This is a genomic window from Streptomyces maremycinicus (genome assembly GCF_001184025.1).
Lineage (GTDB): Bacteria > Actinomycetota > Actinomycetes > Streptomycetales > Streptomycetaceae > Streptomyces > Streptomyces maremycinicus.
Window position 1 is genome coordinate 1 of record NZ_BBYG01000032.1, and the last position, 25,497, is coordinate 25,497.

General features: G+C 69.7%; 29 protein-coding genes and 2 pseudogenes. 20 read left to right on the forward strand and 11 right to left on the reverse strand.

Annotated features, from left to right (window positions below; all coding sequences use genetic code 11):
* Positions 1–252: 252 nt before the first annotated feature.
* Positions 253–384: pseudogene (locus tag AOQ37_RS39460) on the forward strand (IS630 family transposase); the annotation flags it as partial.
* A gap of 72 nt (positions 385–456) precedes the next feature.
* On the opposite strand, the gene AOQ37_RS37840 reads toward AOQ37_RS39460, so the two are convergent.
* On the reverse strand, positions 457–1,494 hold the full coding sequence (locus tag AOQ37_RS37840; RefSeq protein WP_062651783.1) for a GlxA family transcriptional regulator: 1,038 nt from the start codon (positions 1,492–1,494) through the stop codon (positions 457–459).
* 145 nt (positions 1,495–1,639) lie between these two features.
* On the opposite strand from AOQ37_RS37840, the gene AOQ37_RS37845 reads away from it, so the two are divergent.
* On the forward strand, positions 1,640–2,566 hold the full coding sequence (locus tag AOQ37_RS37845) for an NADP-dependent oxidoreductase (protein ID WP_062651721.1): 927 nt from the start codon (positions 1,640–1,642) through the stop codon (positions 2,564–2,566).
* 374 nt (positions 2,567–2,940) lie between these two features.
* Here AOQ37_RS37845 and AOQ37_RS41935 read toward each other — a convergent pair whose 3' ends face one another.
* Positions 2,941–3,258, reverse strand: coding sequence for a TetR/AcrR family transcriptional regulator (locus AOQ37_RS41935; RefSeq protein ID WP_267888033.1), 318 nt, complete (start codon positions 3,256–3,258; stop codon positions 2,941–2,943).
* On the opposite strand from AOQ37_RS41935, the gene AOQ37_RS37850 reads away from it, so the two are divergent.
* The 3 genes from AOQ37_RS37850 (at position 3,142) to AOQ37_RS37855 (ending at position 5,528) form a co-directional block, all read left to right on the forward strand.
* Positions 3,142–3,837: a class I SAM-dependent methyltransferase gene (locus AOQ37_RS37850; RefSeq protein WP_078890589.1), complete on the forward strand. Its 696-nt coding sequence runs from the start codon at positions 3,142–3,144 to the stop codon at positions 3,835–3,837. The two genes, AOQ37_RS41935 and AOQ37_RS37850, sit on opposite strands and share 117 nt — an antisense overlap.
* A 735-nt stretch (positions 3,838–4,572) precedes the next feature.
* Positions 4,573–4,800 carry a hypothetical protein gene (locus AOQ37_RS40705; RefSeq protein WP_159401446.1) on the forward strand — a complete coding sequence of 76 codons (228 nt, stop codon included), beginning with the start codon at positions 4,573–4,575 and terminating at the stop codon, positions 4,798–4,800.
* 161 nt (positions 4,801–4,961) lie between these two features.
* Entirely contained in the window at positions 4,962–5,528 is a 567-nt protein-coding gene (locus tag AOQ37_RS37855; RefSeq protein ID WP_234437155.1) for a hypothetical protein, read from the forward strand.
* A gap of 267 nt (positions 5,529–5,795) precedes the next feature.
* On the opposite strand, the gene AOQ37_RS41725 is transcribed toward AOQ37_RS37855, so the two are convergent.
* Positions 5,796–6,206: a cytidine deaminase gene (locus AOQ37_RS41725; protein ID WP_078890596.1), complete on the reverse strand. Its 411-nt coding sequence runs from the start codon at positions 6,204–6,206 to the stop codon at positions 5,796–5,798.
* Here AOQ37_RS41725 and AOQ37_RS37865 point away from each other — a divergent pair.
* Positions 6,190–6,783: an FAD-dependent oxidoreductase gene (locus tag AOQ37_RS37865; RefSeq protein ID WP_234437156.1), complete on the forward strand. Its 594-nt coding sequence runs from the start codon at positions 6,190–6,192 to the stop codon at positions 6,781–6,783. The two genes, AOQ37_RS41725 and AOQ37_RS37865, sit on opposite strands and share 17 nt — an antisense overlap.
* Before the next feature lie 612 nt (positions 6,784–7,395).
* On the opposite strand, the gene AOQ37_RS37870 is transcribed toward AOQ37_RS37865, so the two are convergent.
* Complete coding sequence (locus tag AOQ37_RS37870) at positions 7,396–7,575, reverse strand: DUF6480 family protein (RefSeq protein ID WP_062651727.1); 180 nt, start codon at positions 7,573–7,575, stop codon at positions 7,396–7,398.
* Positions 7,576–7,794: 219 nt separating this feature from the next.
* Positions 7,795–8,763: an SDR family NAD(P)-dependent oxidoreductase gene (locus AOQ37_RS37875; protein WP_062651728.1), complete on the reverse strand. Its 969-nt coding sequence runs from the start codon at positions 8,761–8,763 to the stop codon at positions 7,795–7,797.
* 158 nt (positions 8,764–8,921) lie between these two features.
* Here AOQ37_RS37875 and AOQ37_RS37880 point away from each other — a divergent pair, with 158 nt between their 5' ends.
* From AOQ37_RS37880 to AOQ37_RS37890, 3 genes are all read left to right on the forward strand, one after another.
* Positions 8,922–9,791, forward strand: coding sequence for a helix-turn-helix domain-containing protein (locus tag AOQ37_RS37880; RefSeq protein WP_062651730.1), 870 nt, complete (start codon positions 8,922–8,924; stop codon positions 9,789–9,791).
* A gap of 849 nt (positions 9,792–10,640) precedes the next feature.
* Positions 10,641–11,738: a glycosyltransferase family 2 protein gene (locus tag AOQ37_RS37885; RefSeq protein ID WP_062651732.1), complete on the forward strand. Its 1,098-nt coding sequence runs from the start codon at positions 10,641–10,643 to the stop codon at positions 11,736–11,738.
* 91 nt (positions 11,739–11,829) lie between these two features.
* Positions 11,830–12,015 carry a hypothetical protein gene (locus AOQ37_RS37890; RefSeq protein WP_062651734.1) on the forward strand — a complete coding sequence of 62 codons (186 nt, stop codon included), beginning with the start codon at positions 11,830–11,832 and terminating at the stop codon, positions 12,013–12,015.
* A 669-nt stretch (positions 12,016–12,684) separates the two neighbouring features.
* Here AOQ37_RS37890 and AOQ37_RS37895 read toward each other — a convergent pair.
* The 5 genes from AOQ37_RS37895 to AOQ37_RS40710 all read right to left on the reverse strand — a co-directional run bounded on the left by AOQ37_RS37895 (position 12,685) and on the right by AOQ37_RS40710 (position 16,990).
* Positions 12,685–13,212: a DUF6584 family protein gene (locus AOQ37_RS37895; RefSeq protein ID WP_062651736.1), complete on the reverse strand. Its 528-nt coding sequence runs from the start codon at positions 13,210–13,212 to the stop codon at positions 12,685–12,687.
* 366 nt (positions 13,213–13,578) lie between these two features.
* A complete protein-coding gene (locus AOQ37_RS37900) occupies positions 13,579–14,517 on the reverse strand; it encodes a CU044_5270 family protein (RefSeq protein WP_159401447.1) in 939 nt (312 codons plus the stop codon).
* Positions 14,510–15,133, reverse strand: a complete 624-nt coding sequence (locus AOQ37_RS37905) for an RNA polymerase sigma factor (protein ID WP_062651740.1) — start codon at positions 15,131–15,133, stop codon at positions 14,510–14,512. The genes AOQ37_RS37900 and AOQ37_RS37905 overlap by 8 nt, the downstream gene beginning before the upstream one ends.
* Before the next feature lie 465 nt (positions 15,134–15,598).
* Entirely contained in the window at positions 15,599–16,348 is a 750-nt protein-coding gene (locus tag AOQ37_RS37910) for a hypothetical protein (protein WP_062651742.1), read from the reverse strand.
* Positions 16,349–16,567: 219 nt separating this feature from the next.
* Positions 16,568–16,990, reverse strand: coding sequence for a hypothetical protein (locus AOQ37_RS40710; protein ID WP_159401448.1), 423 nt, complete (start codon positions 16,988–16,990; stop codon positions 16,568–16,570).
* A gap of 194 nt (positions 16,991–17,184) precedes the next feature.
* Between AOQ37_RS40710 and AOQ37_RS37925 the strand changes: the two genes are divergently transcribed.
* From AOQ37_RS37925 to AOQ37_RS37955, 8 genes and pseudogenes are all read left to right on the forward strand, one after another.
* Entirely contained in the window at positions 17,185–17,493 is a 309-nt protein-coding gene (locus AOQ37_RS37925; protein ID WP_062651749.1) for a hypothetical protein, read from the forward strand.
* Between the two features lie 131 nt (positions 17,494–17,624).
* Positions 17,625–18,593, forward strand: coding sequence for a tetratricopeptide repeat protein (locus AOQ37_RS37930; protein ID WP_078890597.1), 969 nt, complete (start codon positions 17,625–17,627; stop codon positions 18,591–18,593).
* A 10-nt stretch (positions 18,594–18,603) separates the two neighbouring features.
* The gene (locus AOQ37_RS37935) at positions 18,604–19,254 is read left to right on the forward strand and encodes a DUF6000 family protein (RefSeq protein WP_306305231.1); all 651 of its coding nucleotides are present in this window, start codon (positions 18,604–18,606) and stop codon (positions 19,252–19,254) included.
* 66 nt (positions 19,255–19,320) lie between these two features.
* Positions 19,321–19,482, forward strand: a pseudogene (locus AOQ37_RS41730) (IS5/IS1182 family transposase); the annotation flags it as partial.
* A 386-nt stretch (positions 19,483–19,868) separates the two neighbouring features.
* Positions 19,869–20,231, forward strand: a complete 363-nt coding sequence (locus AOQ37_RS37940) for an ArsR/SmtB family transcription factor (RefSeq protein ID WP_062651751.1) — start codon at positions 19,869–19,871, stop codon at positions 20,229–20,231.
* On the forward strand, positions 20,228–20,794 hold the full coding sequence (locus tag AOQ37_RS41735) for an SRPBCC family protein (RefSeq protein ID WP_062651753.1): 567 nt from the start codon (positions 20,228–20,230) through the stop codon (positions 20,792–20,794). Before AOQ37_RS37940 ends, AOQ37_RS41735 begins: the two co-directional genes overlap by 4 nt.
* On the forward strand, positions 20,791–21,345 hold the full coding sequence (locus AOQ37_RS41740; protein WP_062651755.1) for a TIGR03086 family metal-binding protein: 555 nt from the start codon (positions 20,791–20,793) through the stop codon (positions 21,343–21,345). The genes AOQ37_RS41735 and AOQ37_RS41740 overlap by 4 nt, the downstream gene beginning before the upstream one ends.
* 67 nt (positions 21,346–21,412) lie before the next feature.
* The gene (locus AOQ37_RS37955) at positions 21,413–21,730 is read left to right on the forward strand and encodes a hypothetical protein (RefSeq protein ID WP_062651757.1); all 318 of its coding nucleotides are present in this window, start codon (positions 21,413–21,415) and stop codon (positions 21,728–21,730) included.
* A gap of 262 nt (positions 21,731–21,992) precedes the next feature.
* On the opposite strand, the gene AOQ37_RS40715 is transcribed toward AOQ37_RS37955, so the two are convergent.
* A complete protein-coding gene (locus AOQ37_RS40715; protein ID WP_159401450.1) occupies positions 21,993–22,310 on the reverse strand; it encodes a hypothetical protein in 318 nt (105 codons plus the stop codon).
* Between the two features lie 637 nt (positions 22,311–22,947).
* On the opposite strand from AOQ37_RS40715, the gene AOQ37_RS37970 reads away from it, so the two are divergent.
* The 3 genes from AOQ37_RS37970 to AOQ37_RS37980 all read left to right on the forward strand — a co-directional run bounded on the left by AOQ37_RS37970 (position 22,948) and on the right by AOQ37_RS37980 (position 25,495).
* A complete protein-coding gene (locus AOQ37_RS37970) occupies positions 22,948–23,853 on the forward strand; it encodes an NADP-dependent oxidoreductase (protein ID WP_062651763.1) in 906 nt (301 codons plus the stop codon).
* 78 nt (positions 23,854–23,931) lie between these two features.
* Entirely contained in the window at positions 23,932–24,993 is a 1,062-nt protein-coding gene (locus AOQ37_RS37975; protein ID WP_062651765.1) for an alkene reductase, read from the forward strand.
* A gap of 10 nt (positions 24,994–25,003) precedes the next feature.
* Complete coding sequence (locus tag AOQ37_RS37980) at positions 25,004–25,495, forward strand: MarR family winged helix-turn-helix transcriptional regulator (RefSeq protein ID WP_062651767.1); 492 nt, start codon at positions 25,004–25,006, stop codon at positions 25,493–25,495.
* Positions 25,496–25,497 lie beyond the last annotated feature (2 nt).

A 25,497-nucleotide genomic window follows, 5' to 3' on the forward strand; every position in this document is an offset into this window, starting at 1 on the left:
AGAGGGGAGCCGCGGCAGCCCGGACCTTGCCCTCGCGGCCGGTTCACGCGGGCTCCGGCTTTCGCGCAAGCGAGATCTGCAAACGGCGTAACGAAGTCGAGCGGACGATCAACCGGCTCAAGGCCCCCCGACCCAACCACCCACTCTGCTTCCGCTCCATCGGGACGCCCTTGACCACGGACTAGGTTCGCCGGGTCGGTGGTCGTGGCGGTTGCATGTGCGGTGACATCCGATCCGACCGCTGGAGGCGCGGTGGCCGAGCCCGTCCGTGTACGCAGACTGACCGACCACGAGAGGCAGAAGCTGGCAGCAGATCGCGCGCCGGGCAGCACGAGTTCGGTGCGGTACCGGCGGGCGATGATGCTGCTGGCCTCCGCCGGAGGGGGCACCGGCAGCGGATGATCAGGCGGATCCCGGCCAGCCCGCGGAACGGGTACGTGCGACGCTGATGTGTCCTCAGACGCCCGCCTCCACCAGGTCGTCGGTATGGAAGGTGCGGCGGTAGGCGGCGGGTGAGACACCGAAAGCGGTGCGCATGTGGGCGCGCAGGGAGTTGGCGGAACCGAAGCCACAGCGGTGGGCGACCAGGTCGATGGACAGGTCGGTGGTCTCCAACAACTGCTTGGCCAGTTCCAGGCGTTGCGCGGTGAGCCACTGCACGGGGGTCATGCCGACCTCGTCGCGGAAGCGGCGGGTGAAGGAGCGCAGGCTCATCCGGGCGTGTTCGGCCAGACGGTTCAGGGAGAGGGGTTCGCCGAGGTGTTCCAGGGCCCAGGCGCGGGTGGCGGTGGTGGTGGTGGCGACGGTGGGTTCGGGCACCGGCCGGTCGATGTACTGGGCCTGGCCGCCGTCCCGCCAGGGCGGGACGACGCACATGCGGGCGGCGCGGTTGGCGGCGGCGGCGCCGTGGTCGCGGCGGATCATGTGCAGGCACAGGTCGACGCCGGCTGCGACGCCCGCGGAGGTCAGGACGTCGCCGTCGTCGACGAAGAGGACCTCCTCGTCGACCTTGACGCGGGGGTAGGCGCGGCGGAACTCGGGGGCGAGGTTCCAGTGGGTGGTGGCGGGTCGGCCGTCGAGGAGGCCCGCGGCGGCCAGGACGTAGGAGCCGGTGCAGATGGACACCATGCGGGTGCCGGGCCGGATGCCGGCGATGGCCGCGGTGACCTCGGGCGGCAGCGGGCCGCCGCGGCCCAGCTCGGGCATGGCGTGCGTGGGCGGGACGATCACGGTGTCCGCGGCGGCCAGGGCCTCGGGACCGGCCGCGGGCTGCACAGTGAACCCGGCGTCGCTGAGGACCGGGGCGCCGTCGGCGGTGCAGACGGTGACCTCGTACAGCGGGCGTGAGCCGGCGTCCAGAACGCTGCCGAAGACGCGGGAGGGGATGCCGAGTTCGAAGGGCGGGACGCCGGGCAGGGCGAGGACGGCGATGCGGTGCCGCCCGGCCGCGTCGGCGCTCGGGGCGGGGCGGGGGTCGGTGCACGGCCACTGCATCTCACTCATGGCCAGATCCTGTCACATAGTGGCCAGACGGCCAACACCATGGTGGGGGCGGGTGCCGGATCGTGGACCGCGTCGCGCCGGGAAGGGCCCGGGCGGCCGGTATCCGATCAAGACGGAAAAGAGTGAGGCGGACAGCATGCGTGCGGTGGTCGTGGAGCAGTGGGGCGGACCGGAGGTGCTCGTGGAGCGTGAGGTCGCCCGGCCCGAGCCGGGACTGAACGAGGTCCTGGTGCGGGTCCACGCGGCCGGGGTGAACCCGGTGGACTTCAAGACCCGGGCCAGCGGGGCCCTGATCGAGTGGGGCGAGGTCCCGGCGGTCGGCTGGGACGTCTCCGGCACCGTGGAGGCCGTCGGACCGGGCGTGGGGATGTTCCGCCCCGGGGACGAGGTGTACGGCATGCCGCTGTTCCCGCGGCAGGCCGGCGCCTACGCCGAGTACGTCGTAGCCCCGGCCCGCCACCTCGCACCCAAGCCGGCGAACCTCACCCACGTGCAGGCGGCGGCGCTGCCGCTGGCCGCGCTGACCGCCTGGCAGGCCCTGGTGGACACCGCCGGGGTGCGCGCCGGTGAGCGGGTGCTGGTGCACGCGGCGGCCGGCGGGGTCGGCCACCTGGCTGTGCAGATCGCCAAGGCCCGCGGCGCGTACGTCATCGGCACGGCCAGCGCCGGCAAGCACGACCTGCTGCGGCAGTTGGGCGCGGACGAGGTGATCGACTACCGCACGGTCCGCTTCGAGGACGCCGTCGGGGACGTGGACGTGGTGCTGGACGGGCTCGGTGGCCAGAACGCCGAGCGGTCCCTGACGGTGCTGCGCCCGGGCGGCCGGTTGATCACCCTGCCCGGCCCCGACGACGTCCCCGCCGACGTCCCCGGCCACGTGCGGGCGGTGTGGATGCTGGTCGAGCCCGACCACCTGGGTCTGCGCGAGATCGCCGCCCTGGCCGAGCGGGGCGCGCTCACGCCCGTGGTCGAGGCCGTCGTCCCGCTGGCCGAGGCCGCGAAGGCGCACGAGATCGGCGAGCAGGGCCGCACCACCGGGAAGATCGTCCTGAGCGTCGCCTGACGCCGGCCGCCCCGGGCCGGGTCGGCTGCGGGCAGGTGGAGCGGGACCGGAGCCCCGGACCGACCGGTCCCGGGGCTCCGGGCGCGGCCGAACGGGACGGGGCGGACCTGCGGGCATGGCCGGACAGGACGGCACTGCGGCTCGGGGCTTCGGAGGGGGCGGGGCTGCGGCTCGCGGGGGTGCTTCGGTGGCGGCCGGGGCGGCTCGCACGGGGGCGGAGACAGGGCTGCGGCTCACGCCGGAGGGGTGTCTTCGGTGGTGGCGGGGGCCTGCTGCTGCCGGCGGGTGCTCGCGGCCGGCATGCGCACCGGGAAGGCGCGTTACGGGCCCAGGACGCCCTCGGTGCCGAGGACGGCGGCCTCGTCGGCCGCCCGTCAGCGGCGCCCGCCCGCCGGACCGCCTGACCCGCGATGCGGCCACGCCGCTCCCCCGCTCCCCGACCCATACATAAGAGTGCCGTTCGCGACGTCGGCCCGGTGGGTGATCTGCTGTGTCGTGATCCCGCTGACGCCGTGTTCGGCGAACAGTTCGCGGGCGGCGGTCGTGATGCGCTCGTGCTTGTCCTGCCCCAATACATGGAGAACAGCAGGAGCGAGTTCGCTGAGACCGCCCCCTACTACGCCACCTACCGGCCCGGCATCCCTGTGGCTGCCGACCGCCAGGTCAGCCAGACGGTCGCAGGTAAGCAGCACCCAGTCCTCCTCGACCTCGGTTCGGGAACGGGCCACGTGCCCGCCGCCCTGCACACCGCCTTCGCCGAGATCGACGTCGTCGAACGAGACCCCGGCATGCTCGAGGAAGCCGACGAGGAGCGGGCCCGCGCCCTGCTGACCGAACAGGGCAACAAGCGCGTCCTGTCACGCCGCGGGATGATCCCCGACGAACTCCTGCGGCCCGCCGCCCATCTCGTCGACGCCTGGATGCGCGAGCACTACGACCCCGCCCGGCTGATCGCGTATACCAACCAGACCTTCGCCCCCGACCTGGGCGGCCATCCGGACCTGCTCGGCCTGTTCCACGACAGCGGGCTGCGCGAACTCGTCACCCAGCTCCTGTACCCCGCCCCCGTCACCTCGGCCCAGATCCAGATCCGCTTACCCGACAGCGCCGAGCAGCCGGTCAAAGCGATGCATGTCGACGGAGTGTCCTGCCCCCATCTGCATCCCGAGGACCTCGACACCTTCACCCTGATCGCCGGCGTCGTGCTGTCCGGCATACCACCGGCGACGCCGGCGCCCCGCACTGTCTGCCCGGCGGGCACCAGCGCATGACCCGCTACTTCGCCGAGGAATGGATACGCGGGCTGCGGCCCGGATGCCCCGCGGCCGTCCAGTGTCCCGCACAACCCGCCCGGCGAAAGCCCGCCAGACCGCCCCGGGGTAGACTCCCCGGCCGCCCGGGAAGGCACTCCGGGCGGCCGAGGGCAGCGGCCCCTCCGCTTGAGAACGCCTGCCGGCTGGCCGACAGTGGAATGCATGAGCCGCCACCGACGTCCCCCACGCAGGACGCCGTGGATCGCAGCGGGAGCAGCTCTCCTGGCAGCGGGCGGCCTGGGCGTCTGGGCACTGACCACATCGGACGGCGGCAGCCCCCGGCCCACGCCGTCCGTCTCGAGCGCCCTCGCCCTGCCCACACCCCACCCCTCACCCTCCCAAACGGCCAAGCCGGAAACCTCCAGCACCACGCGCCCCACCCTCACAAACACCCCAGCCCCCGCCACCACGACACCCGGACACCCCTCACACCCCACCGACCACACGACCGCGGCACGCACCCCTTCACCCATCCGGCCCCCGACCCTGCCGACGAAACCACCCGCACCAGCACGGCCCGAAACACCCGCACACCCAGCCCAGCCACCACACACCTCAACCACACCGCCACGACCCACAACGACAGCAACCACGGCAACCGCGGCGCCTACGGCGCCTACGGTGAAGCCGACCTCGTCCGCACGGACCTCGGTACCGACCACGTCCGCACCGCCGTCAGTGCCGCCCGCACCCATGGCACCCACGCCGCCACCCACAGCCGAACCCAGCACGGCCCCCACCACCACCTGGTACACATCCGCCGCTGCCCGGGCCGCCGCCCAGCGCATGGCCGCCGCGGGAACAGTCGGCGACCCCGCATGCACCCTGTCGGCCCACGGCAACCCCGACCCCGCCCTCATCCCCCACACCGGCCGGATCGGCATCGGCACCTACGGCACCTACTGGTGCCTCATCTGGTAACCACCAGCCCACCGCCTACCCCAGACACCCACCACCCGGACCTACGAGAGCCGACCGGACCGCCCGCACCCTCCACGGACACCTCAGGGTCTCCACCCGCCACCTCCGGTCCCCGGACCGCTATATACCCTGTCGGTTCGGTTCGAACGGGAGGGTGGGACGTGGCAAAGCTCGTGGAGAAGGCCGTCGCGCAGGCGCTGCACGACGGGAGCGGCGAGGTGATCTGCCTGTACGCCGCCGCCTGCGCCGAACGCATGGCGCCACTGTTCATAGGCCTGCGAGCAGAAGTCCCGGGGCGGGAAGCCGACCTCGACTTCTACGCCCAGTCCGTGAGCGACCTCTGGCATACCGACCGGCCACTCGCCGACGCCGCCGAGCGCGTACACCTGCTCGAACAGTTCCCCGAACTCCAGCCGGACCGGGAAGAGACGATCACCGACGTCGCCGACACCTACGCCTACTTCGCCGTCCTTACCCTGCGGCACGCCATGGCCGCCCACCACTCGCGAAACGCTGACGACGCGGCCTCCTGCGGCCACGCGGCACTCACCGCGATGGGCATGCTGGACCAAAATGTCGCGGGCGCCGGCCATCTCGCCGAGGAACAACGCCTCCAGCACCTCTCACTCAGCAGCGACACCGCAAACCTGTGGGGCGCAAGCGTCACCGCAGGACGCGAAAGATTCCGCACCGTGCTGGGCCGCATCCCCCGCCAGACATTCCCCTGAACACCACCCGTAAGACAACACCCGTAAGGCACCACCCCAAGCGATACAGCCGCCAGGCAGGCCGCCGGCCACGTCAGGACCGGGATGAGTTCGAGGCGCTTCGCGCGGGTGAACTGCCACAGCCCGAGCCCGACGTGGTCGGGACACTGCAAGAGTCCGTACGACTTGAGCGCGGCGGTAGTCGTCACGTCAAGAGCGGCGAATCCTGCGCGATGAAGGGCAGGGGCAGCAGAGCGCGGATGCCCACGCGGTAGATCCTCGTCAGCGTCAGGTCCGCACAGAGCACGGCCACGTCCCGGTGGGGCGCGCCCCGGTGATGTCGTAGACGCGCTGGCGGCATCCGCCGCACGGGGTGATGGGCCGGTCCGGTGCCAGGCTCTTCGGATCGCCGCCGACCACTGCGATCGCGTCGAAGTCACGGACTCCGGCGGTAACGGCAGCGGACAGCGCTGCGGCCTCGGCGCACACGCCGAGGGGAAACGAGGACGACTCGAAGAACGTCCCTGTGTAAGGGTCCCCGTCACTGGCCTGGACGGCTGCTCCGACGTGGAAGCGGGACACGGGATTCACTGCCCTGGGAGCGACCTCACGTGCCGCCTCCAGCAGACGGATCTCTGCCTGGGGCAGGTCACCGGGCGAAACGGTGGGTTCGAGCATCGCTTTGGCGATCGAGCGCATCGACTTCGCCGGCGCACTGCCCCCCGACCTCGTACATCTGGCCCGGGCCACCCCCGTGTGGAGGGGGGCCGCAGCCAAGGTCGTAGCCCACTGCCCGACGCCCTTCTGGCGGGAGACCGGGCTGGCCGGTGCGGCCCTCAGCAGGACCGGCCCCCTCCAGGAGATCCACGACATGTCCAGCCCCGGCGGCCGGCCTGCCGCACTCTTCGGATTCGCCCATGCCCGGACCCTCCGCCCCGACTTCGAGCAGGCTGTCACCGACCAGCTCGCCCAGCTGTTCGACCCAGCCGCGGCCACCCCCGACCGCCTGCACATCCAGGACTGGAGCGCGGAGCACTGGACCTCCCCGGCCGGCGTTCAGCACCTCGCCGACCACTCGCTCTTCGGACACCCGCTCTACCAGCGGCCGGCGCTCGGCGGACGGCTGCACTGGGCGTCCACCGAGACAGCAACCGATTACGCCGGACACATCGAACGCGCCCTCGCCGCGGGAGAAGGCGCAGCGCAAGCGGTCCCGGCGGCTCTCGACGGCTCCGACTCTCTGGTAGTCGACCTCCCCGGGGCCTCCGACCGCTGACGCCACACCCTGGACGCCAGCACTCAACTCGCTTACTTCGCAACGATGTTGCACAGCCATACCCCAGCCCGCCCCAGCCCCAGCCCCAGCCCCAGCCCCAGAAACGAACGTGCCGGCAGCGCACCCGCCCCCACATCCGATCCCGGCCAGGTACGGCGCCGCGCGCCCCGGTCTCCCGCTTCGTGTACGGCGCCCGTACCGCCACCACCTCCAGGTCCGCTGGACCGGAGCGGACCTTGCCGCCCCGAACCGCCGGGCGAGGACCGTCTCCGCCGCGGTGGTCTACGAGGAGTCGGCATGGGAGGCGCACGCCGGCGAACACAGTGCCAGCGGTGGATCCCGGTCCGATGCGTGCGTCGGACGGACGTGGCAGCATCTCTGCCGGCCGGCGGGGGCCGCCGCTACCGTCATGGATCTCCTGGACCCATAACACCCAGGAGGCGGCCCTGCCGGCTCAGGCGAGCAGCCACCCCCAGGGGCACTGCTGTCCTGTCGGGCGAGTGGTGGCGCGCCCCCGCGCACGACTGTCATTCACTGCGGACCCCGACCGCACCAGCCCAGCACAAAAAGAGGAAAGCTGGTGCGCGGCGCACAACGTGCACCGGCCCGCGCTTACAGCGAAATGACGCGGGCGATGTAGAAGCCCGCGACGATCACAGCGCCGGCAAGGATCAGCCACACCCAGATTCTGGGATGCTCCCACATGCCGCCATCGGCGCGTTCCTCGTGAGCCTCGGCTGTCGAGCCCTCGGCCGGCGGAGTCTCCTCAGGGGGTACGAGTGGATCCGTCATGCTTTCAGGCTCATACAGGTTCGCCGGGGTCGCATCCTGTGACCGTCCCGGTCCCGGCCGACGTGCCCCAGCGGCGCTCCAGCAAGGGCGCCAAGGACGAGCCCCGTGGCGTGCCGAACCAATTCTCGGCTGGATGGTCATCGGGGTCTGGTGGAGCGCCACGTGCACTGGTCGGTGTCGGAGACGTCCTGCCGTTGGTGCCGTGTCGACCTCAGGCTGTCAGATGGCGCTGACACCGGTCAGTCGAGCCGACAAGTCCCACAAGCGTGCGGCTTCGTGCTCGTCGGCTGCGTGCCGGGCAACGCCTCCTGTGGCCATGTTGAACGGGTCGCCGGCGATCTCGGCGACGTCGCAGTCCTCGAGGTAGACGCCTCCTCGGTCGGCGAGTCGGGGTGAGGTGGCCGCCCATACGGAGGTGGCAGCACCCTGCTCCGGCGACTTGTACATGTCCGGGTCCTTGGGGGTGCCGTCCTCGTTCGTCCACCCCATGGCGATCTGCTCTTCCAGGGGAAGGTGGCGCTGCAGGTTGGTGTCGATGACGCCGGGGTGGACCGAGAACGCGCGGACGCCCGCGCCCTGTCCCAGAGCGTCGAGGTGCAGTGCGAACAGGGCGTTTGCCGTCTTGGCCTGACCGTAGGCGACCCACTTGTCGTACGGCTCGGACTCGAAGTGCGGGTCCTCCCAGCGGATGCCGGTGAAGCGGTGCCCACGGGAAGAGACCGCTACCACGCGGGCTCCCCTGCCGTCGGCGAGCGCGGGCCACAGGCGGTTGACCAGGGCGAAGTGGCCCAGGTGGTTGACGGCGAACTGCGATTCCCAGCCCCGGCCCACTCGCTCGAGCGGCGGCGCCATGATGCCGGCGGAGCCGATCACGAAGTCCAGGCTGCGACCGGTGGCAAGGTAGCGGTCAGCGAAGGACGCGACGCTGTCCAGGTCGGCGAGGTCGAGCTCATCGACCTCGACGTCGTCCAGTCCGGCGAGAGCCGCGCGCGCACTGCCAGGACGTCGCGCGGGCACGATCACACGGGCGCCCGCACCTGCCAGTGCCCGCGTGGTAGCCAGGCCGACACCGGAGTAACCCCCGGTGACCAGGGCAGTGCGACCGGTCAGATCAAGGCCGGCAAGGACGTCCGCGGTGGTCGACGTCTCATCGAATCCAGAGCCGATGAGCATCTGGGATGTACTCAAGGTTCTCTCCAAACGTGCAGGTGAGGGTGATGAATGTGCGGCCCCGCAGGGCGGCGCGCTCTTGAGGGAACCACCGTTCGAGCGGATGAGGCAGAGCCTGCGAAGGGGGTACTCGGCGTGACTCCCACGCATCCTCCCGCTCGCCTAAAATCAGACAAATGGGAGACGGTGTGCACGCGAAGGCGCAGGTGCGTAGGCAGGTCCGGGACTTTCTGACGACTCGCCGGGCCCGCCTCACGCCGGGCGAGGTGGGCCTGCCCGGCGTGAACGCGAACCGGCGGGTCAAGGGTCTGCGCCGTGAAGAGGTCGCCGCTCTCGCAGGAATCAGCGTCGAGTACTACATCCGCCTCGAACGCGGAGACGCCCGCGGGGTGTCCGAGAACGTCCTGCACAGCGTCAGCCGCGCCCTGCGCCTCGATGAGAGCGAACACGCACACCTGCTGGACCTCGTCCGTTCCGGTGGGGGCATACGGCCGTGCCGCTCTGTCACCAGGGCTGCCGAACCGCGTCCCTCCATGCAACGCATCCTCGACTCCATGACGGCCACGCCCGCCCTGATCCTCGACGGGCGCATGGACGTCATCGGTGCGAATGCTCTGGGACGGGCCCTGTACCAGCCGATGTACGGCGCCTGCGGGAACGCCAACACGGCCCGGTTCGTCTTCACCGACCCCGCCGCACGAACCTTCTGGCGCGACTGGGAGACGATCGCGGACGATACCGCCAACGCCCTGCGGGCGGAGACCGGCAGCAACCCGTGCGACCGCGCCGTCACCGGACTGGTCGATGACCTGGCCGCCCGGAGCCCGGAGTTCGCATCGCGCTGGGCCCGTCACGACGTCCACGTCAGGAGCACCGGAACTCGGCGGATCGAGCACCCCCTGGTCGGCAGCCTCACCCTGCCCTTCGAGTCCACGCCTCTCGTCGCCGACCCCGGCCAGACCCTTCTCATGTACAGCGCCGTAGCCGGTTCGGCCTCGCAGGACGCACTCCACCTCATGGCCAGCTGGACGACGTCCCGCCGGTAGGCAGCCCTAAAGCCGGGAACGCCACGCAACTCCACCCATAGGCATGGACTTTGCCGTCGTCGCCTTGCCACCAGCGACCGCTCCGACTCCGAGCCTCTCGGTGTCCTGCGTGCGCTCCCGGCGCTCGCGCCCGAACACCGCCGCGGGCATGGGGCTACGGCGGGCTCGTTGATTCGGGAGGGCTGGTGAGACTCCGAAGTGTTCAGCATCCTGGAAGACGAGTGGCGTGCCCTCACGCCATCTCCGCGCCCACCGCGCGGATGAATTGGTTTCGCCTCGGGTTTCCTCGACCCAGTTCGAGGCAGTCCCCTTGCCTGCTCGTCACGGTGATCAGCGTCCGCTGTGGGCTCGCGACAGGGGGCTAGTGAGGCGACCGGCCGTCCGGATGCGCTGCTGGATCACATCATTCCCTGCCCGGTCACGCAGGGGCGCGCACAGACAACACGCGCCCCGCCTTCACCATGCGATCCCTATTTCGCTCCCCTTCCCTCCCACGAGCTCCTGCGCGCCTCTCTGTCACTCTTCCGGGACCGTAACCGGCGCCTCAACAATGGCCCTTCGTGCCGCTACTCGTCGCAGTGGTGGTGACTGCTGCATGCCAGGGCCAACCGCACCGGGCGGCAGCAGACAGGAGGGCGGCCCTGAGGGGCCGTCGAGGAAAGAAGCGGCAGTCATGCCGCGGGGGGCAACAACCACATCATGTCCGACTACATGACCACCGCTGGACACTCGGACGCAGCGGCGCGGGCGTCGTCAGGTCCCTTGTCCGCTGACGAAAATCGCCACCGCAGCCGATCCGGCCACGGACACGGAGGCCGACGCACGCACGGCTCCCACCGGCGACGGCTGGTGACCCAGGGAGCGGCCACGCAGCTGGACACCGCCGTGATCCTCCCCGCCCGCAACGAGGAGGCCGGCGTACTGCTGGCGCTGGAATCACTGGCAGCGCAGAGCACACCACCCGACCTGATCGTGATCGTGGTCAACAACTCCGACGACCGGACCGAGGAATTCGCCCGCGAGTTCGCCGATCGTCCCGGCGTACCGCGCACCGTCGTCTTCAACCTGCCGGACAACCCGCACAAGAAGGCCGGCGCCCTCAACCACGGCATCGGCTGGCTGAACCGGGCGCCCGGCGGCCTCGCAGCCGCCACGAAGTACCTGCTGGTCATGGATGCCGACACCAGCCTGCATCCGAAGTTCCTGGAACGGGCGCGCAACGTCATGGCCTCGGACCGGCGCGTGGGCGGACTCAGCGCGACCTGCCTCGGCCGCACGGGCCTGTGGAAGAACCTCTGGCAGCGCTACCTGCTGGGTATGCAGATCATGGAGTACGGCCGCTATGCCCGAGGCCGCTACCGCTTCGGCATTCACAGCATGTCCGGCGCCGGCTCCTTCTACCGCACCGAAGCGCTGTTGAGCGTACTGCGCTGGCGCGGCGAGGTGTTCTGGGAGGATCACGCCAACCTCGTGGAGGACTACGAGACGACGCTCGCGTTGAAGGAAGCGGGCTGGAAGGTCACGGCCAACCAGCACTGCATCGCCTATACCGATCTCATGCCCACCCTGCGTGAACTGATCGGCCAGCGAGAGCGGTGGGGACGCGGCACGGTCGACACCCTGCGCCGCCGCGGCTGGACGAAGTACACGTGGTTCTCCATCACCAGCATGGTGCTCGGCTTCGCCGGCTTCCTCTACACTCTGGGCTGGCTGGCCGCCTGGACCGGCGTGACCGCCACCGATGGCTTCGTCCTGGATCCGGCCTGGCTGTGCCTGGTCGCCTTCTGGGTCGTGTACGCCGCCTTCCGCACCCGCCACCTCGGCTGGAAGGGCGTCTTGGTCGACGTCGCGATGCTGCCGGGCCTGGTCTTCTCCGCCGTGCGCGCGTACTGGTTCGTCACCTCGGTGGTGAAGTCGTACGCCACCGGTGTCTCCGCCTGGAAGTGACCGGCACCGCGGCACCCGCACCTTCTCATCACCGCAACACAACGCCCCACCCCACAGATGCGACCGACAGGTCGCCGAGAGGAAGAAACACATGCACTACCTCAGCGGCACCGGCACCGGAATCGTCGTCGGAGCCGCCGCCCTCGCGGCCACAGGCACGTCGTCGACCACCCACCTGATCATCGCGGCCAGCCTCGCCCTGGTCCTGGGCGGCCTGACGACCTATGCCGCGGCAGTCCGCCGCCGACGCCGCGATGCCCACGCGGCCGGCCACTGAGAACGGAAAACCCACATCGGTGGGCGGGATCCTCCCAGGACGAGGCAGCAGCCATGACGGCCCCGGACGCCTCGAACAGAGCGGTTCACCGCGGTGAGCATGACGAGCCCGGTGCCGGGGCAGCCGCCGTCGACGATCGTGAGTTCTGCCGACGGCTGCTCCGGCGCCCTCGACACCGACGCGGATCCGCCCATGCCTGGCCGTCGTTGCGGCAGCCGGGCAAGGACCCGCCGGTCACGACGCCCCGGGGAATACCGGCGTCGATGACGACCTGGCGGCCCGCAAGTACCGGCAGAGGCTGGGGACTGCTCCGCCGTCGCCCCGGCCCCCGGCAGGGACCGGCGTGCCGTCCACGATGACTACGGCGCCCTGTCCTCGGCGAACCGCTTCCGAGGCGGGAGCGCGAATATCGGGCCGCGACGGTCGAAGGTGCCGTCCGCCGACGACTCGGACAGCCCGAGGAGCCGGGCGAGGCGGCAGCGCATCGTCAAGTTCGTGTGCCGGTAGACCGACCGCTACCGGCACAACCCGACGCTCCAGCAGGCGGCTCGACAGCCGCCCCGCACGGACCACATCAGTACCTTCGCGCATCCGTACCCGCGGATGTCAGCACCGGACCGTCTGGTCGAACCGTGAGCGGCAGGCCTCCCAAGCTCCGGTGTCCTGGCGTCAGTCGAAGAGGGCAACGAGCCCGTTCACCCAGATCGCGAGGAACACCAGAACCGCCACCAGGCAGCCGACGCCCGCCAGCACACCCCCGACCGTCCACGGCTCGTGGGGCGCCTCGTACTGCCCTTCCAGGTCGTCGCGCCAGGAGGCGGCGTCGTCCCAGTCGACGGCGTGCCCCAACTCCTCGGCGCGGGCCGTCCGCACCGCGACCAGTTGCCCCTCTGCGAAAGCGGTGCCGGCCTGCGCCTCGGGGCCCTGCCAGGCGAGGGCCTTCATCCGCCACCCGGCAGACCCGTACCGCGCCTCGAAAGCAGCGGTCTCGTCGGCGCGCCGGTCCTCCTCGAGGTACATCCAGCGTCCGGCCTCGGCGGCGTCACCGTAGAGCCGGTACACCTCGGCCAGACGACGGCGCAGCGTCAGATCCTGCGGGAAGGACGAGACGAGACCGCGCAGGCGCTGGCGCGCGACGGGTACCCGTCCGGCGGCCAGGTCTGCGTCGACTCGGACAAGAGTCTCTCTCAGGGGCATGAACGCATGATCGGATACCGCACCGACCTACGTCGACCTGGTTTCACCTCCCAGCACCGCTCGCGCTGACCGGGAAGCCCTCGAAGAGACCGGCCGCCGTCACGGTCTCGCCATTGCCGGCGCTCTGCCCAATCGGCCTGGACCCTCCGTGGGAGCGAGACCGTACCCGCCAACTCAGCCCTGATGAAGAAGACTTCGTCGCCCGGACGGCAGGTCCTCTCGCTGAGCGCCGTGGCCAGCCGGACAGGCCAACCACGACGCTCAGTCACAGGCGCCGATACCGCACTGGTCCGCGTTCCTGCCGGCACGAGGGCTTCGGCGGGGTCGGCGGTGCCGTTATCGGCCTCGCTGTCGGAGAAGACAAGCTCAGGGACGCACGCCCGGCTCGTTCACGGCAGCCGCGAACCTCTGCACGGCTGAGACCACGATCAGGGTTTCCTCTGTCGTGACCTTGGAGTCGATCATTCCGCCGACGAGCATCATCGTGCGTTCACCCCGGTACTCGTAGGTCTCGGGATCGAGGAGCAGCTCCTCACGGCGGTGGGTCTCCCTGGTGAACGGGTTGTCGTCCGAGGGGTGGACGGCCAGGGCAGGCCTGCCCATCGCGTCCTCGACGAGCTGCGGACGGACCACCACGCCGGGGATCGTTTTGAGCGCACGGAAGAGTGACAGGCGGACCTCGGACGGAATGGTGTCCGTGTTGGAGAACACGTACTGGATCCGCTGGTAATCGCCCCCGAGGCGGGACACCTCACGGAGGGACCGCAGCAGCTGCTGCGGCTCGCTCGGCAGTTTCTCCACCTCCTGACGCAGCTTCTTCGGCGATTCGGTGTTCGCCTCGCCGATCACCGAATCCAAGGCGCCGCTTGGCAGCATGCGGCGGCTCTTGCCGCTGCCGTACTGCGTCCAGGTCTCCTGCGTGAGCTCGACGTATGCCGGGGCGCCCTTCTCGGGAACGGGATTGAGGTCGTCGCGGAAGTTGAGCGTCGACTGCCGCGTCAGGATCTTCTCGTAGAGCCACTGACCGTCGGTGGGTTCGGGAGACGTGGTGTGCTCGGCCTCCACCTGGTGGGTGTCAGTCGTCGGCGCCACCTGCACCACCTGCGCCACCAGCACCGCCGCCACCGCCACCCCGGCGGCAGCGCCCACCGCGGCGAGCTTCCAGTCGGCCCGTGGCCAAAAGCGGCGGCGCTGCCTCCGTTCGGCGGCGGCGTCCAGCAGCCTCTGCCGCCCAGGCGCCAGCCGGGCCCGGTCGGCAGCGGGCGCGTCCGGCCGGAAGTTCTTCAGCGTCGTCATCTCATCCATGGCCGGCCTCCGGGGCGAAATCCTGCACGTGAGTGGGGTCGTCGCCCAGCGCGGAGCGCACCTTCCTGCGCGCCCGGTTGAGTCGGGAACGGACGGTGCCGACCGGGATGCCGAGCGCCTCGGCGACCTCCTGATAGCTGAGGTCGGCCCATGCGACCAGGAGCAGTACGTGCCGGTCGCCGCCGGACAGCGAGGCGAGCGCGCCAGCGAGGAGGCGGTGGGCGGCCTGCGCCGTGACCCGGTCGTCCGCGTGATCGACCCAGGACTCGGTGACCGAGTCGTGGCCGGTGCGGGCCAGCGCCCTCAGGGCGCGCTCCTCGGTACGGCGCTGCTTGTTGATCAGGTTGGCGGCGATGCCGTAGAACCAGGGCCGGGCGTTCGTGCGGGTCAGGTCGTAGCGCGAGCGGGCCCGAAACGCCGCGAGGAAGATGTCGGCCGTAAGGTCGTCGGCGGCCGCGTCGCCGAGCCTCCGCATGACGTAGCGGTGGACATCGGCGGCGTACCGGTTGTATAGCACGGCGAAAACCTCGGGCCGCCGCAGGGACTGGGCAATGGCGGACGAGTCGTCGTGGTCGTGCTCGTGGTCGTCGTGCCCGACGTCCGGTGGGCCGGTCACGGGGTCTCCGTCTCTGACGTATATGGTCACACTCTCTGTTCCCCGGTAGCACCCGCCGAGTTCACGCCGGATCTCGTGTCTATGCCAGAGCCGGTCGCTCAGAGGTCGTTTTCTCCCGTTGTTTCATCCCGGAATCCGCTGTTTGGTCTGCGGTGTCGGATCGCGCCAGGAGATGGTGGCTGACAGACCCCGACCACTCCCCCGCTACCTCTTCCGCACCGCAATCCCACACTCCGAGAATCGCCCGACATCGATGCGATGCGGATGAAAAATTCCTCTCACTGGCAGACAAGTTGTCCAGGATCGCGTAGATCTGGCTGCGCTTCACCTCGGCCTGCGCACGCACCCCTGGGCCAACCCGAGAGAGGCCCATTTCAGGCCGCTGCCGCAGTTCTAGCGGGGCTTGACTGTTCCCGGAACAGCGCTGATCGGTGCGTCTCGCAGTGGCGAGCAGCGAGAGTTCCATCAGCTCCAGTGGCCGACGATTGCTTGCTCGACGCTGAAGACGACATCACACTCGGCGCATTGCGCGTCACCGAAGACGTAGGTCAATTTGCGGGCGATGTCCGGCCGGCGGTCCGCGAGTGCGCGGGAGTGAAGTCTTTGGCCGAGCCCTTCCAGAGTTGCGGAGGTCCGGGGCCGCAGTGGCACCTGTCCCGCGGAAGTGGAGGCTCTCATGTACATGCTGTCCGTGGTCGAGAAGAAGCCGTACTCGCCGAAGACTATGAAGTTCTCCGTGCTGCACGAGGGGCAGGGCACCTCGTACTCCTCGTCGTTCAGCCCGTCGAGCTGCTCACCCCAGACCTCTACACCCTGCAAACTCAGCAGCGTGCCCAGCAAGTTGACATAGGTCGTGGGGTCGTCGGTGAGCCCAGGGTCTTGCAGGGCTTCCTCGGTGAGGCGCGCCATGTCGGATATCTGGGAGGCGTAGGTGACTTGGGGATCGTCGCCGCCGTACGGCCGATCGGCACTGGCCACGATGGAGCCGGCCAGACACAGGGGCATCTGCCGGTCCGCGGCTGACCACCGACGCGCCATCTCGGTCAGCACGGGCAAGGCCGCATAACTCGCCGAGTACACGGTGCCCTGATGACACAGCCGGGACCACAATTCGTCCCACTGGGGGTCCTGAGCGCCGGGACCGACTGCGTCAAGCAGGCCGGGAACGTCTTCCGCCGTGCCGTAGGCGTGGTGCAGTCGAGACCAGTCCGTCATGCCGATGATCTAAGCATTGCAGCGCCACACGACGCCACGGCCGCCGAGAAGTCGCGCGCGAGCCAGCAGTCTCTGAAGTCCATGGGTGACCTGCGCCAACGAGTCAACATCCCGTCCACGGCTCGTCCACAGACTCTCCCCTGGAGCCGTCCGGGCTGCATCCGCCCCGGGGAGCGTCAGGGAACGGATCTCGAACGGGGTGCCTTGCGGGAGGGTTGATCAGTCGCGCCGCCAACCCATCACGCCGCTCACGGATCCGAGATCGGTGGAGACGGTCAACGCGTGGGCCGCGGTCCTGAGGTCGTTATCCCATCCAGGGAGTTCGTCCGGTTCCATCCATTTGCTGTACTCCGCCGCGACGGAGAGGAACTCTGTCTCCTCCGGTGTAAGCGCTGCGACCGCAATCGACAGTCGGTCGGCCACGTCCTTCGGGCCCAGTTCGCCGTTCACGAGACCGAACGCGAGGTTCACGAGTTGCCGACGGCCCGCTGTCTCCTCGTCGGGAAGGGGTATGCCGAGTTCGTGCAGGGCTTGGACGTACAGTTCCCGGATCTCGGTCTCGTCGCTCCTGCGGGGCAGACCCGCGAGTTCGCGCAGGGCGGGGGAATCTCGCCCATCGACGAGTGCATGAGCAGCGAGCATCGGGAGCTCCTCGGGTGGGAGTAGCTCCGCCACGTAGCGCCAAGCGCTGTGCTGGCAGCCGGTCCAGGGGCCCATCGTGAGAGCAACCAGTCGTCCAGGCAACCTGATTGCCTTGCCGGCACACGTTCCCCTTGTTCGTCGTGCCGGCGGCTGCGGGGTTGCCGTACTTGGCTGCTGTGCCGCAGGATCGCTGGGTGTCCCGTCTGATCGGCCCGCACACCGCCGACCCGTGCCCCCGCTGTGCCGACGAAGCAGTCCGTCTGGGCACCCCGTCCGGATCCGCCGGCCCCGCTGAGGTCGGCTACACGTGCGACCGCTGCGGCCATTTCTGGTCTCGATTGGTCGAGACGGACTTGGCTGTCCACGACACCGTCCGGGCGGATCTGCCCGATGCGACGCTCTACGGGACGGTCTGGAGCCTGGAGGACGACCGCGTGTTGCTCCGGGGACCGGGTGGCGATTGGAACCGGTGGGTCGAGCACTGGCGAGTCATCCTCTACTGATCATCACCCTCGGCGTTCGTCAGATCGCCCCGCCCTCCCCACCCTCATACCGCCAGCGATGCCGCCGTCCTTGGGGAAGTGCTCACGGAACCTTTGGCCACGAGTATTCTCTGGCGATGCCTATTCGGTCAGTGGCGGCGGGAGTCAGTCTCGCTGGCGTGATGGCGCACTGCGGCGGAAACCCGGTCGGTGCCGTGGAGCTCTTGGTGGGGGCAATAGCCTCGGCACCAGCGGCTCCGGAGCCCTATGCGACGCTCGCCCAGTTGTGGCGGGACCGACGCCCGGAACTGAAGGAGAGCCTCGAAGAGGACGGCTCCTTGAGCGCTGTGCTGGCGCAGGCGTATTTCCTGTTCCTTGAAGGGGACATGGATAACGCGGTGATGGCCCTTGGCTCGGTCACAGGTGTGCGGCCCGACGTGGCCTGGGGTGCCGCACCCTGGTTCCGCGATGCGCGCTTTCTCCGCGCGGTGAGTGCCGCGGCGCTGGCCGAGGCGTGTCTGCGGACGTTGGACTACGGCCACGACCTGGACACCGACGAGATGCGGGAGCGGTTCGCGCCCTGGTTCCATGCCCTCGACGTGGTGTCCGAACGGGATGCCGTGCCGGAGTCGCTGGCCGCCATGGCCCGGCTGCCCCGGGCCTGCGGCCGGTACGAACTGTCCTTCGTGCTGTGCGACCGCGCCGATGCCGTCGACCGGGTCATGTGGACGGCAGTCGCCCGAGCGGCCACCTGGCGTGAGATGGGCGACCTGGATCAGGCTGCTGCGGCTTTCGAATGCGCCCTGCTCCTGGACTCCGCCAACTGGTCCCTCTACCTGGACCTGGCGGACGTGCGTGCCGAGCAAGGGGACTTCGCCGCAGCCGCGAGCCTCGTTGAACAAGGCCTGGAACACGAACCTCAGGAAGTCACCCTGCGCGCGGCGAGAGCCGCCTACCGCACACGCCTTGCCGGCTCGTCCGACGACCTGAAGACCCTGATCATCCTGGCGCCAGAGATCGCGAACACCACCTACCGGAACCTGCTGATCGACTACGCATGTGCGGGACCGAAGCTACCTCGGCGACTCGTGGCCGAGGCCCACCGGATCCGCGGGAACTGAAAGGACTGTCGTGCAGACCACCGAGGCGGATGGACATGCAGGGCTACGGCGTCCAGCCGACCGAATCGCTGGTCCGACGACATCACCCGTACAAGGATGTTGGCATGCGTCATTGGACCGACGAAGGCGAACGGCCAAGTTCATGAAGAAGCTGGGCAAGGCCGCCAGCGAGATCAGCCCTCGTGAGCTTGGCATGCTGCTCGATATTGGATGGCGCGAGCGCACGACGGCAGCCTGGCTCATCGCCGTGGCCGGCAGAACCGAGTTCCGGGACCGCCTCGGCGAGCTCCTGCTCGCCAGTGAAGTCCCCTACGCGGGGCAGGCATACTGCGTCACGCTGGCCGGCTTCGGCACTCCTGCCGACGTCGCCCCCTTGGTCGCCTACCTCGACCGCTACCTGCCTCGGCCGGACCTTCACTACGACCAGGAAGCCGCCCTCGGCGCGCTCTTGCTGCTCGACTCCAAGCTCGCGGCCGACCACGCCGCCCGGTTCCTCGCCCCCGACGGGCTCTGGCAGCAGTGGACCGACGGACTGCCCGGCAGGGATCTCGACACCCCTGACCGCTACCAAGAGTTCATCGGTCAGCTCTGCGCTTTCGCGGACGACGCCGCCCAGCACTGTCCGACAGGCAGGGCCGGTATGGCCGCCACTGACAGTTGAGGGATCGGCTGAAACTTCCTTCTGCCCTGCAAATCGCGGGGAATCCCGGTAAGCGGGAAGTGGCACCCCCGGCCGAATCCGGTCCTGGCGGACCGCAGGCACTCATCCCGAGTGATCCGTGAGCAACTCCGGCGGCGAGGTGTCCGGGCCGTGATCCCGCAGCCCGCCGACCAGGTCGGCCATCCGCTGCGGCGAGGCCGCCCCGGCAGTCGCCCACCAGTCATCGACTCCACGGCATCCCGGATCGCGCACCTCGCCTCCGGTGCGCCGACCGTCGTGACGGGCACGGGGTGCACGACCCAGTGGCGGACGTCGACACGAGCGGTGCGCCCTTGGTCGTCCCCCACCTCGCAGGCCTCGGTGATCCCAGAAGCACCCACATCGCGCCTCCCGAGACTGACCCGGCAGGCGCCGCCGAGATGTCCGCGAGCAGCGGGGCGAAGGGTGTCGGCGCGCGCTGCCGGAACGTGACCTTCGCGCACCGGAGCAACGTGGGAGACGTGAGGGTGATCGGAAGGACGCGCGCTCTGCACTTACTCAACCGATTGGTTGACAAAGCGGCGGGGCCGGCTTTACGGTTATTAAACCGATGAGTTGAACATGGGAGGTGGGGAGTGGTCGACGACCAGCTGTCCCGGGTGTTCTCCGCGCTGGCCGACCCGACCCGGCGCGACATCGTCGCGAGGCTGGCCGGAGGCGACGCCACGGTGAATGAACTGGCCGAGCCCTATGACGTGACCGTCCAAGCCGTGTCGAAGCACATCAAGGTCCTGGAGCAAGCCGGCCTCGTCAGCCGCACCAGGGACGCCCAGCGGCGACCCTGCCACCTCGAAGGTGAGGTGTTCGACCTGATGACGAAGTGGATCGAGCGGTACCGCCGCGAGGCGGAGGACCGCTTCCGGCGACTGGACGCTGTGCTCGAGCAGATGGAGCAACGGTCCGCGCACGACAACATGCCCAAGGAGGAAGCGTCATGAGCACCACAGAGGCCCATGGTCGGCTCGAGACGAGGATCGAGGCCGACCCGGCGCTGCCGATCATTGTCATCACCCGGGAGTTCAACGCCGCACGGGACCGTGTGTTCAGGGCCTACACCGACCCCGACCTCCTCATCCAGTGGCTCGGCCCGCGCCGACTCACCATGCGGATCGACGAGTACGACGCCCGCAGCGGCGGCGCGTACCGCTACGTACATCTCGAGGACGACGGCACCGAGTACGGCTTCCGCGGCGTGTTCCACGAGGTCCGCCCCCAGGAACGCATCGTGCAGACCTTCGCCTACGACGGTTTCCCGGACAGCGTCAGCCTGGAGAAGGCCGTCTTCGAGGATCTCGGCGGCCGGACCCGCGTCACCACGACGTCGGTCATGGAGTCCGTCGAGGCCCGCGACGCGATCATCAAGAGTGGCATGCAGGACGGCGTCCGCCAGGGATACGAGCGGCTCGACGAACTGCTCGCGCGCCGTGAGGACGGCGAGGGTATCCACAGCACCGGCTCCGCCGAGGAGCTTCGGACCGACGGAAAGGGCCTGAACCCATGACGAGCGCGACCGACGAACACCGAATCGTCGCCGGAGCTTTCACGGAGCGTGTGCGCGGAGTGAGCCCGGCGGCATGGGACAACCCGGCGCCGTGCGAAGGCTGGGTCGCCCGGGACGTGGTGCGTCACCTCGTCGAATGGTTCCCGGCTTTCCTGAAGTCCGGCGCCGGCGTCGAACTCCCCCACGGCCCCTCGGTCGACGACGATCCGGTCGCGGCCTGGACGGTCCACTGCGACGGAGTGCAGGCGCTGCTCGACGACCCGGCCACAGCGGGCAAGGTCCTGTCGAACCCCCACATCGGCGAGGTCCCCCTCCACCAGGCGGTCGACCGCTTCTACACGGCCGACGTCTTCATGCACACCTGGGACCTGGCGCGGGCCAGCGGCCAGGACGAGACCCTCGACCCCGTCAGATGTGCCCGGTTGCTCGACGGGATGCTGCCGCTCGACGAGGTACTCCGCAGCAGCGGGCAGTACGGACCGAGGGTCGAAGTTCCCGAGAGTGCCGACGTGCAGACGCGCCTGCTCGCCTTCATCGGGCGCACCCCCTGAGCGAAGCGCCCGGGACCGGAGGCGACCGCCGGGACAGCGCTGCTCGCGTCTTGACCAGAATGATCACATGGACCCCTTGCTGCCTCTGCGCATAGCCGACCTGTTGGCCACGACACCGAAGATCAAGGTCCTCAAGGAAGTGCGGTCGTTGACCGGCTTCTCCTTGGAGACAGCCAAGGGATTCTGCAACGCCGTGGAGGGTCGGCACTTTCTCCGCGAGCACGTCCGACCCGAGTTCGGAGGCGGCAGCCTCGTCTCACGAATCCGGCTGCTGCAAGCCAACGAGGGTCACAGCGAGGCCGTCGGGCTGGTCCAGGACGAGACCGGCATGACCAGCACGGAAGCTCACCGATTCATCGCTTCCCTGGACGCAACCGCCGACTGAGCGCCTACGGGCCCGGACCTGTAATCCGGCCACGCGGAGCAGGCCCGGGCGCCTTGAGATGAGACGGACCTGCGACGCCCGCCGCTTCGGATGTCACTGCACCCGTCCCGCTGAGGTCAGCCGACCCCACCGACCCACCACGCCAGCACCAGCACCAGCACCAGCACCAGCACCAGCACCAGCACCAGCACCAGGCCATCGTCCTGCACAGCGGCGGATCTACCACCGCACCGCGGATGGAGACGACCTCTCAGCTTGTCGTTCAACCACAGGCATCCGGCGGGGTCGCGGCGACGTTGACCTGGGCGGTCCAGGACTCGGGTTCCTGGGGCGGGTCCCATGTCACGTCGACGCGTACTGCGTGGAAGTCGCGTGCGAGTCCCGCCACCATGGCCGTCGCGGCGGCCCGTGCCTCGGCCGGTCCGGCGTCGACCGGAACGTCGGCGAGGCGGCCGCAGAGCATGCCGCCTTCAACGGTGAGGACACTGTGACGCCAGCCTTCCGGCGTCGCGAGCAGGCCGATGGCCTTCGGCATGCCGAAGGGAGGTCGCCTCTTGTTCTCCCGCTTTCGTCTCACCATGGAACCATCCAACCTCGTCGGCTTCCTGACGGTCCGGGCGGGCGCAGCTTCAGGTGCCGCGGCAGAGCTTGATGCCGACTCTGTGATGGTCGGGACGATGGAACGCCTCGCCGCGGCGAGGACCCGCCTGACGTCGTGACGGACGGCCGGTCGCTGGTTCTTCGAGCCTGGCCGCGCGCTCGGTCCGGGTCGGGACGGGTTAGGTGCACCGGCCGGGGAGCCGGTCTTCGCGTGCGGTTCCTGCATTCTGCGCGGACACGGGCGGGCATGAGCCCGTTCGGCCGGCCGGCTTCCCAAAGGCCTACAGAGGTCGATGCGCAGGGCGTCGTATCCGGCGTCCAGCACGACCAGGACCTCCTGATCACCCGGCGGCCCCTGCCCGACTGCGGCCAGTCGCTCGACGACTTCACGGACCTCACGTTGCGGCTCGGTGGTCACCGCGGCGACGTCGGCACCCCGCCCCAGCCCGCCCGCCTCCCGCCAATTCGTATACGCGCCAGGGCCTCGGGCCGCACTCTCACGCCCCCGCGGCACTCTCACGGCCCCCGGCGACAAATACTTGGCTAGCCACATTATTAGTGTTAGCGTCTTTATGTGTCCAGCCACCTAAACGGGTGACGGCACGAGAGGAGCAGTCATGAAAGCCATCCTGTTCGACCGCTTCGGAGGCACAGAAGTGCTGCGGGAGGCGGACATCGAGGTTCCGCGGCCCGGTCCTGGCCAGGTGCGGGTCCGCGTCAAGGCGGCCGGAGTGAACGCGCTGGACGGCAAGATCCGCTCCGGGGCGCTGGAGGCCGTGTTCCCCACACCGCTCCCCTCCGTTCCTGGTCAGGAGCTCGCCGGTGTGGTGGACGCCCTGGGTGAAGGCGTGCGGGACACGCAGGTGGGCGACGAGGTGCTGGGCTGGTCGGACAGCGGCTCGTACGCCGAGTACGCGCTGGCCACCACCGTGGCCCCCAAGCCCGCCGGCCTCGACTGGCAGCACGCAGTCGCGCTGCCGGTGGCGGGCGAGACGGCCGAGCGGGTCCTGAAGCTGCTGGCCGTCGCCGCCGGGGAGACGGTGCTGATGCACGGCGCGTCCGGAGCGGTCGGAACCCTGGCGGTCCAGCTCGCCACGGCCCGCGGAGCACGCGTGATCGCCACCGCGGGCCCCTCCAACCAGGACTACCTCACCTCGCTCGGCGCCACCGCGACCACGTACGGCGAGGGTCTGGTGGAGCGGGTGCGGGCACTGGCTCCCGACGGCGTGGACGCGGTGTTCGACCTCGCGGGGAAGGGGGCCCTGGAGGACTCCATCACCCTGCGGGGCGGCACCGACCGCATCGTCACCATCGCCGACTTCGGGGCACGGCAGCTGGGGATCACCTTCTCCCAGGGGTCCCAGGCACGCTCGGTCACCCGCTTGGCCGCCCTGGCGCAGCACGCCGCGGCCGGCAAGCTCACCACCACCGTCACCGCCTACCCACTCGCCCAGGCGGCCACGGCTCAGCAGGTCAGCGACACCGGGCACGTGCGGGGCAAGCTCGTCCTCACCCTCGTCTGATCACGCACTCCTTGCCTTTCGCCACGCACTCCCTGCCTCTCCGATCACTCCTGTTCATCGCCCCCGGAAGGACCATTCATGCTGAACTCCCTGTGGGCACCGACCACCGTCGGCGCCATTTCCCTGCCGCACCGTCTGGTCATGGCCCCCATGACGCGTGACCGCTCCACAGCCGAAGGCGTCCCCACCGAGCTGAACGCCGAGTACTACGCCCAGCGGGCGTCGCACGCGCTCATCATCACCGAGGGAACCCAGCCCTCCGCCGACGGTCAGGGCTATCTCCTGACCCCCGGCCTCCACAACGACGACCAGATCGCGGGGTGGCGCAAGGTCACCGACGCCGTGCACGCGGCCGACGGCCGGATCGTCATCCAGCTGATGCACACCGGCCGCATCGCCCACCCCGACAACACCCCCCACGGGCGCCGGCCGGTCGCGCCTTCGGCGATCCGCCCGCAGGGCGCGATGTTCACCGCGTCCGGACCGCAGGAGATGCCGACACCGCGGGCGCTGTCGACGCAGGAGGTCGAAGCGACCGTCCAGGACTTCCGCCGCGCCGCAGCGGCCGCCGTCGCGGCAGGCGCCGACGGGGTGGAGATCCACGGCGCCAACGGCTACCTGGTGCACCAGTTCCTGTCCGACAGCACCAACCGGCGCACCGACCGCTACGGTGGCTCCCTCGACAACCGCATCCGCTTCGCCGTCGAGGTGGCCGCTGCCGTGGCCGACGAGATCGGTGCCGACCGCACCGGCCTGCGCATCTCCCCCGGCAACCCCTACAACGACATCGCCGAGTCCGACACCGCCGAGCTGTATCCGGCACTCGTACGCGCCCTGAGCCCGCTCGGCCTCGCCTACCTCCACGTCCTCCACTCCGGAGACGAAACGCTGCTGGGTACCCTGCGCGCGCTGTGGCCGGCCACGCTGATCCTCAACCGCGCCGGCGCCGATCTGCCCACCCGCGCCAAGGACGTCGACGACGGTACGGCCGACCTCGTCTCCGTCGGCGCCCTCGCGCTCGCCAACCCGGACCTGGTCGAGCGGCTACGCTCTGACGCGCCGCTGAACACCCCCGACCCGGCGACCTTCTACGGCGGCGGAGTGGCCGGCTACACCGACTACCCCACCTACACCGTCTGAGGAAGCAGCCATGCCCAGCCCCACACCCCGCACGCCGAGCACGCCCAGTACGGCCAGTGAGGGGCCGATGAGCTACGCGATCTTCCAGCTCGCCCGCGCGCATCGGGCCCGCGCCGCCGCCATGCTCCGCGAGATGAACCTGCATCCCGGACAGGAACTGCTGCTGATGCAGCTCCTCGACCGGGACGGCCAGACCCAGTCCGAGCTGCTCGACAGCGTCGGCCTGGACCACTCCACCGTCTCCAAGTCCCTTCGCCGTATGCAGGAGGCAGGCCTGCTCATGCGCGAGCCCGCGGAGCACGACCGGCGGGTCATGGTCGTCCACCTCACCGACCAGGGCCGGGCCCTGCGTGAGCCCATCTCCGCCATGTGGCGCGCCCTGGAAGAGACCTCCGCGCGGGACCTGTCGGCGCAGCAGGCAGAGTCCTTCGTCCACATCGCCTACGCCATCGCCGACGCGATCAACAGCCGCCCGCTGCCACAGGACGACGAGTCCGCATGACT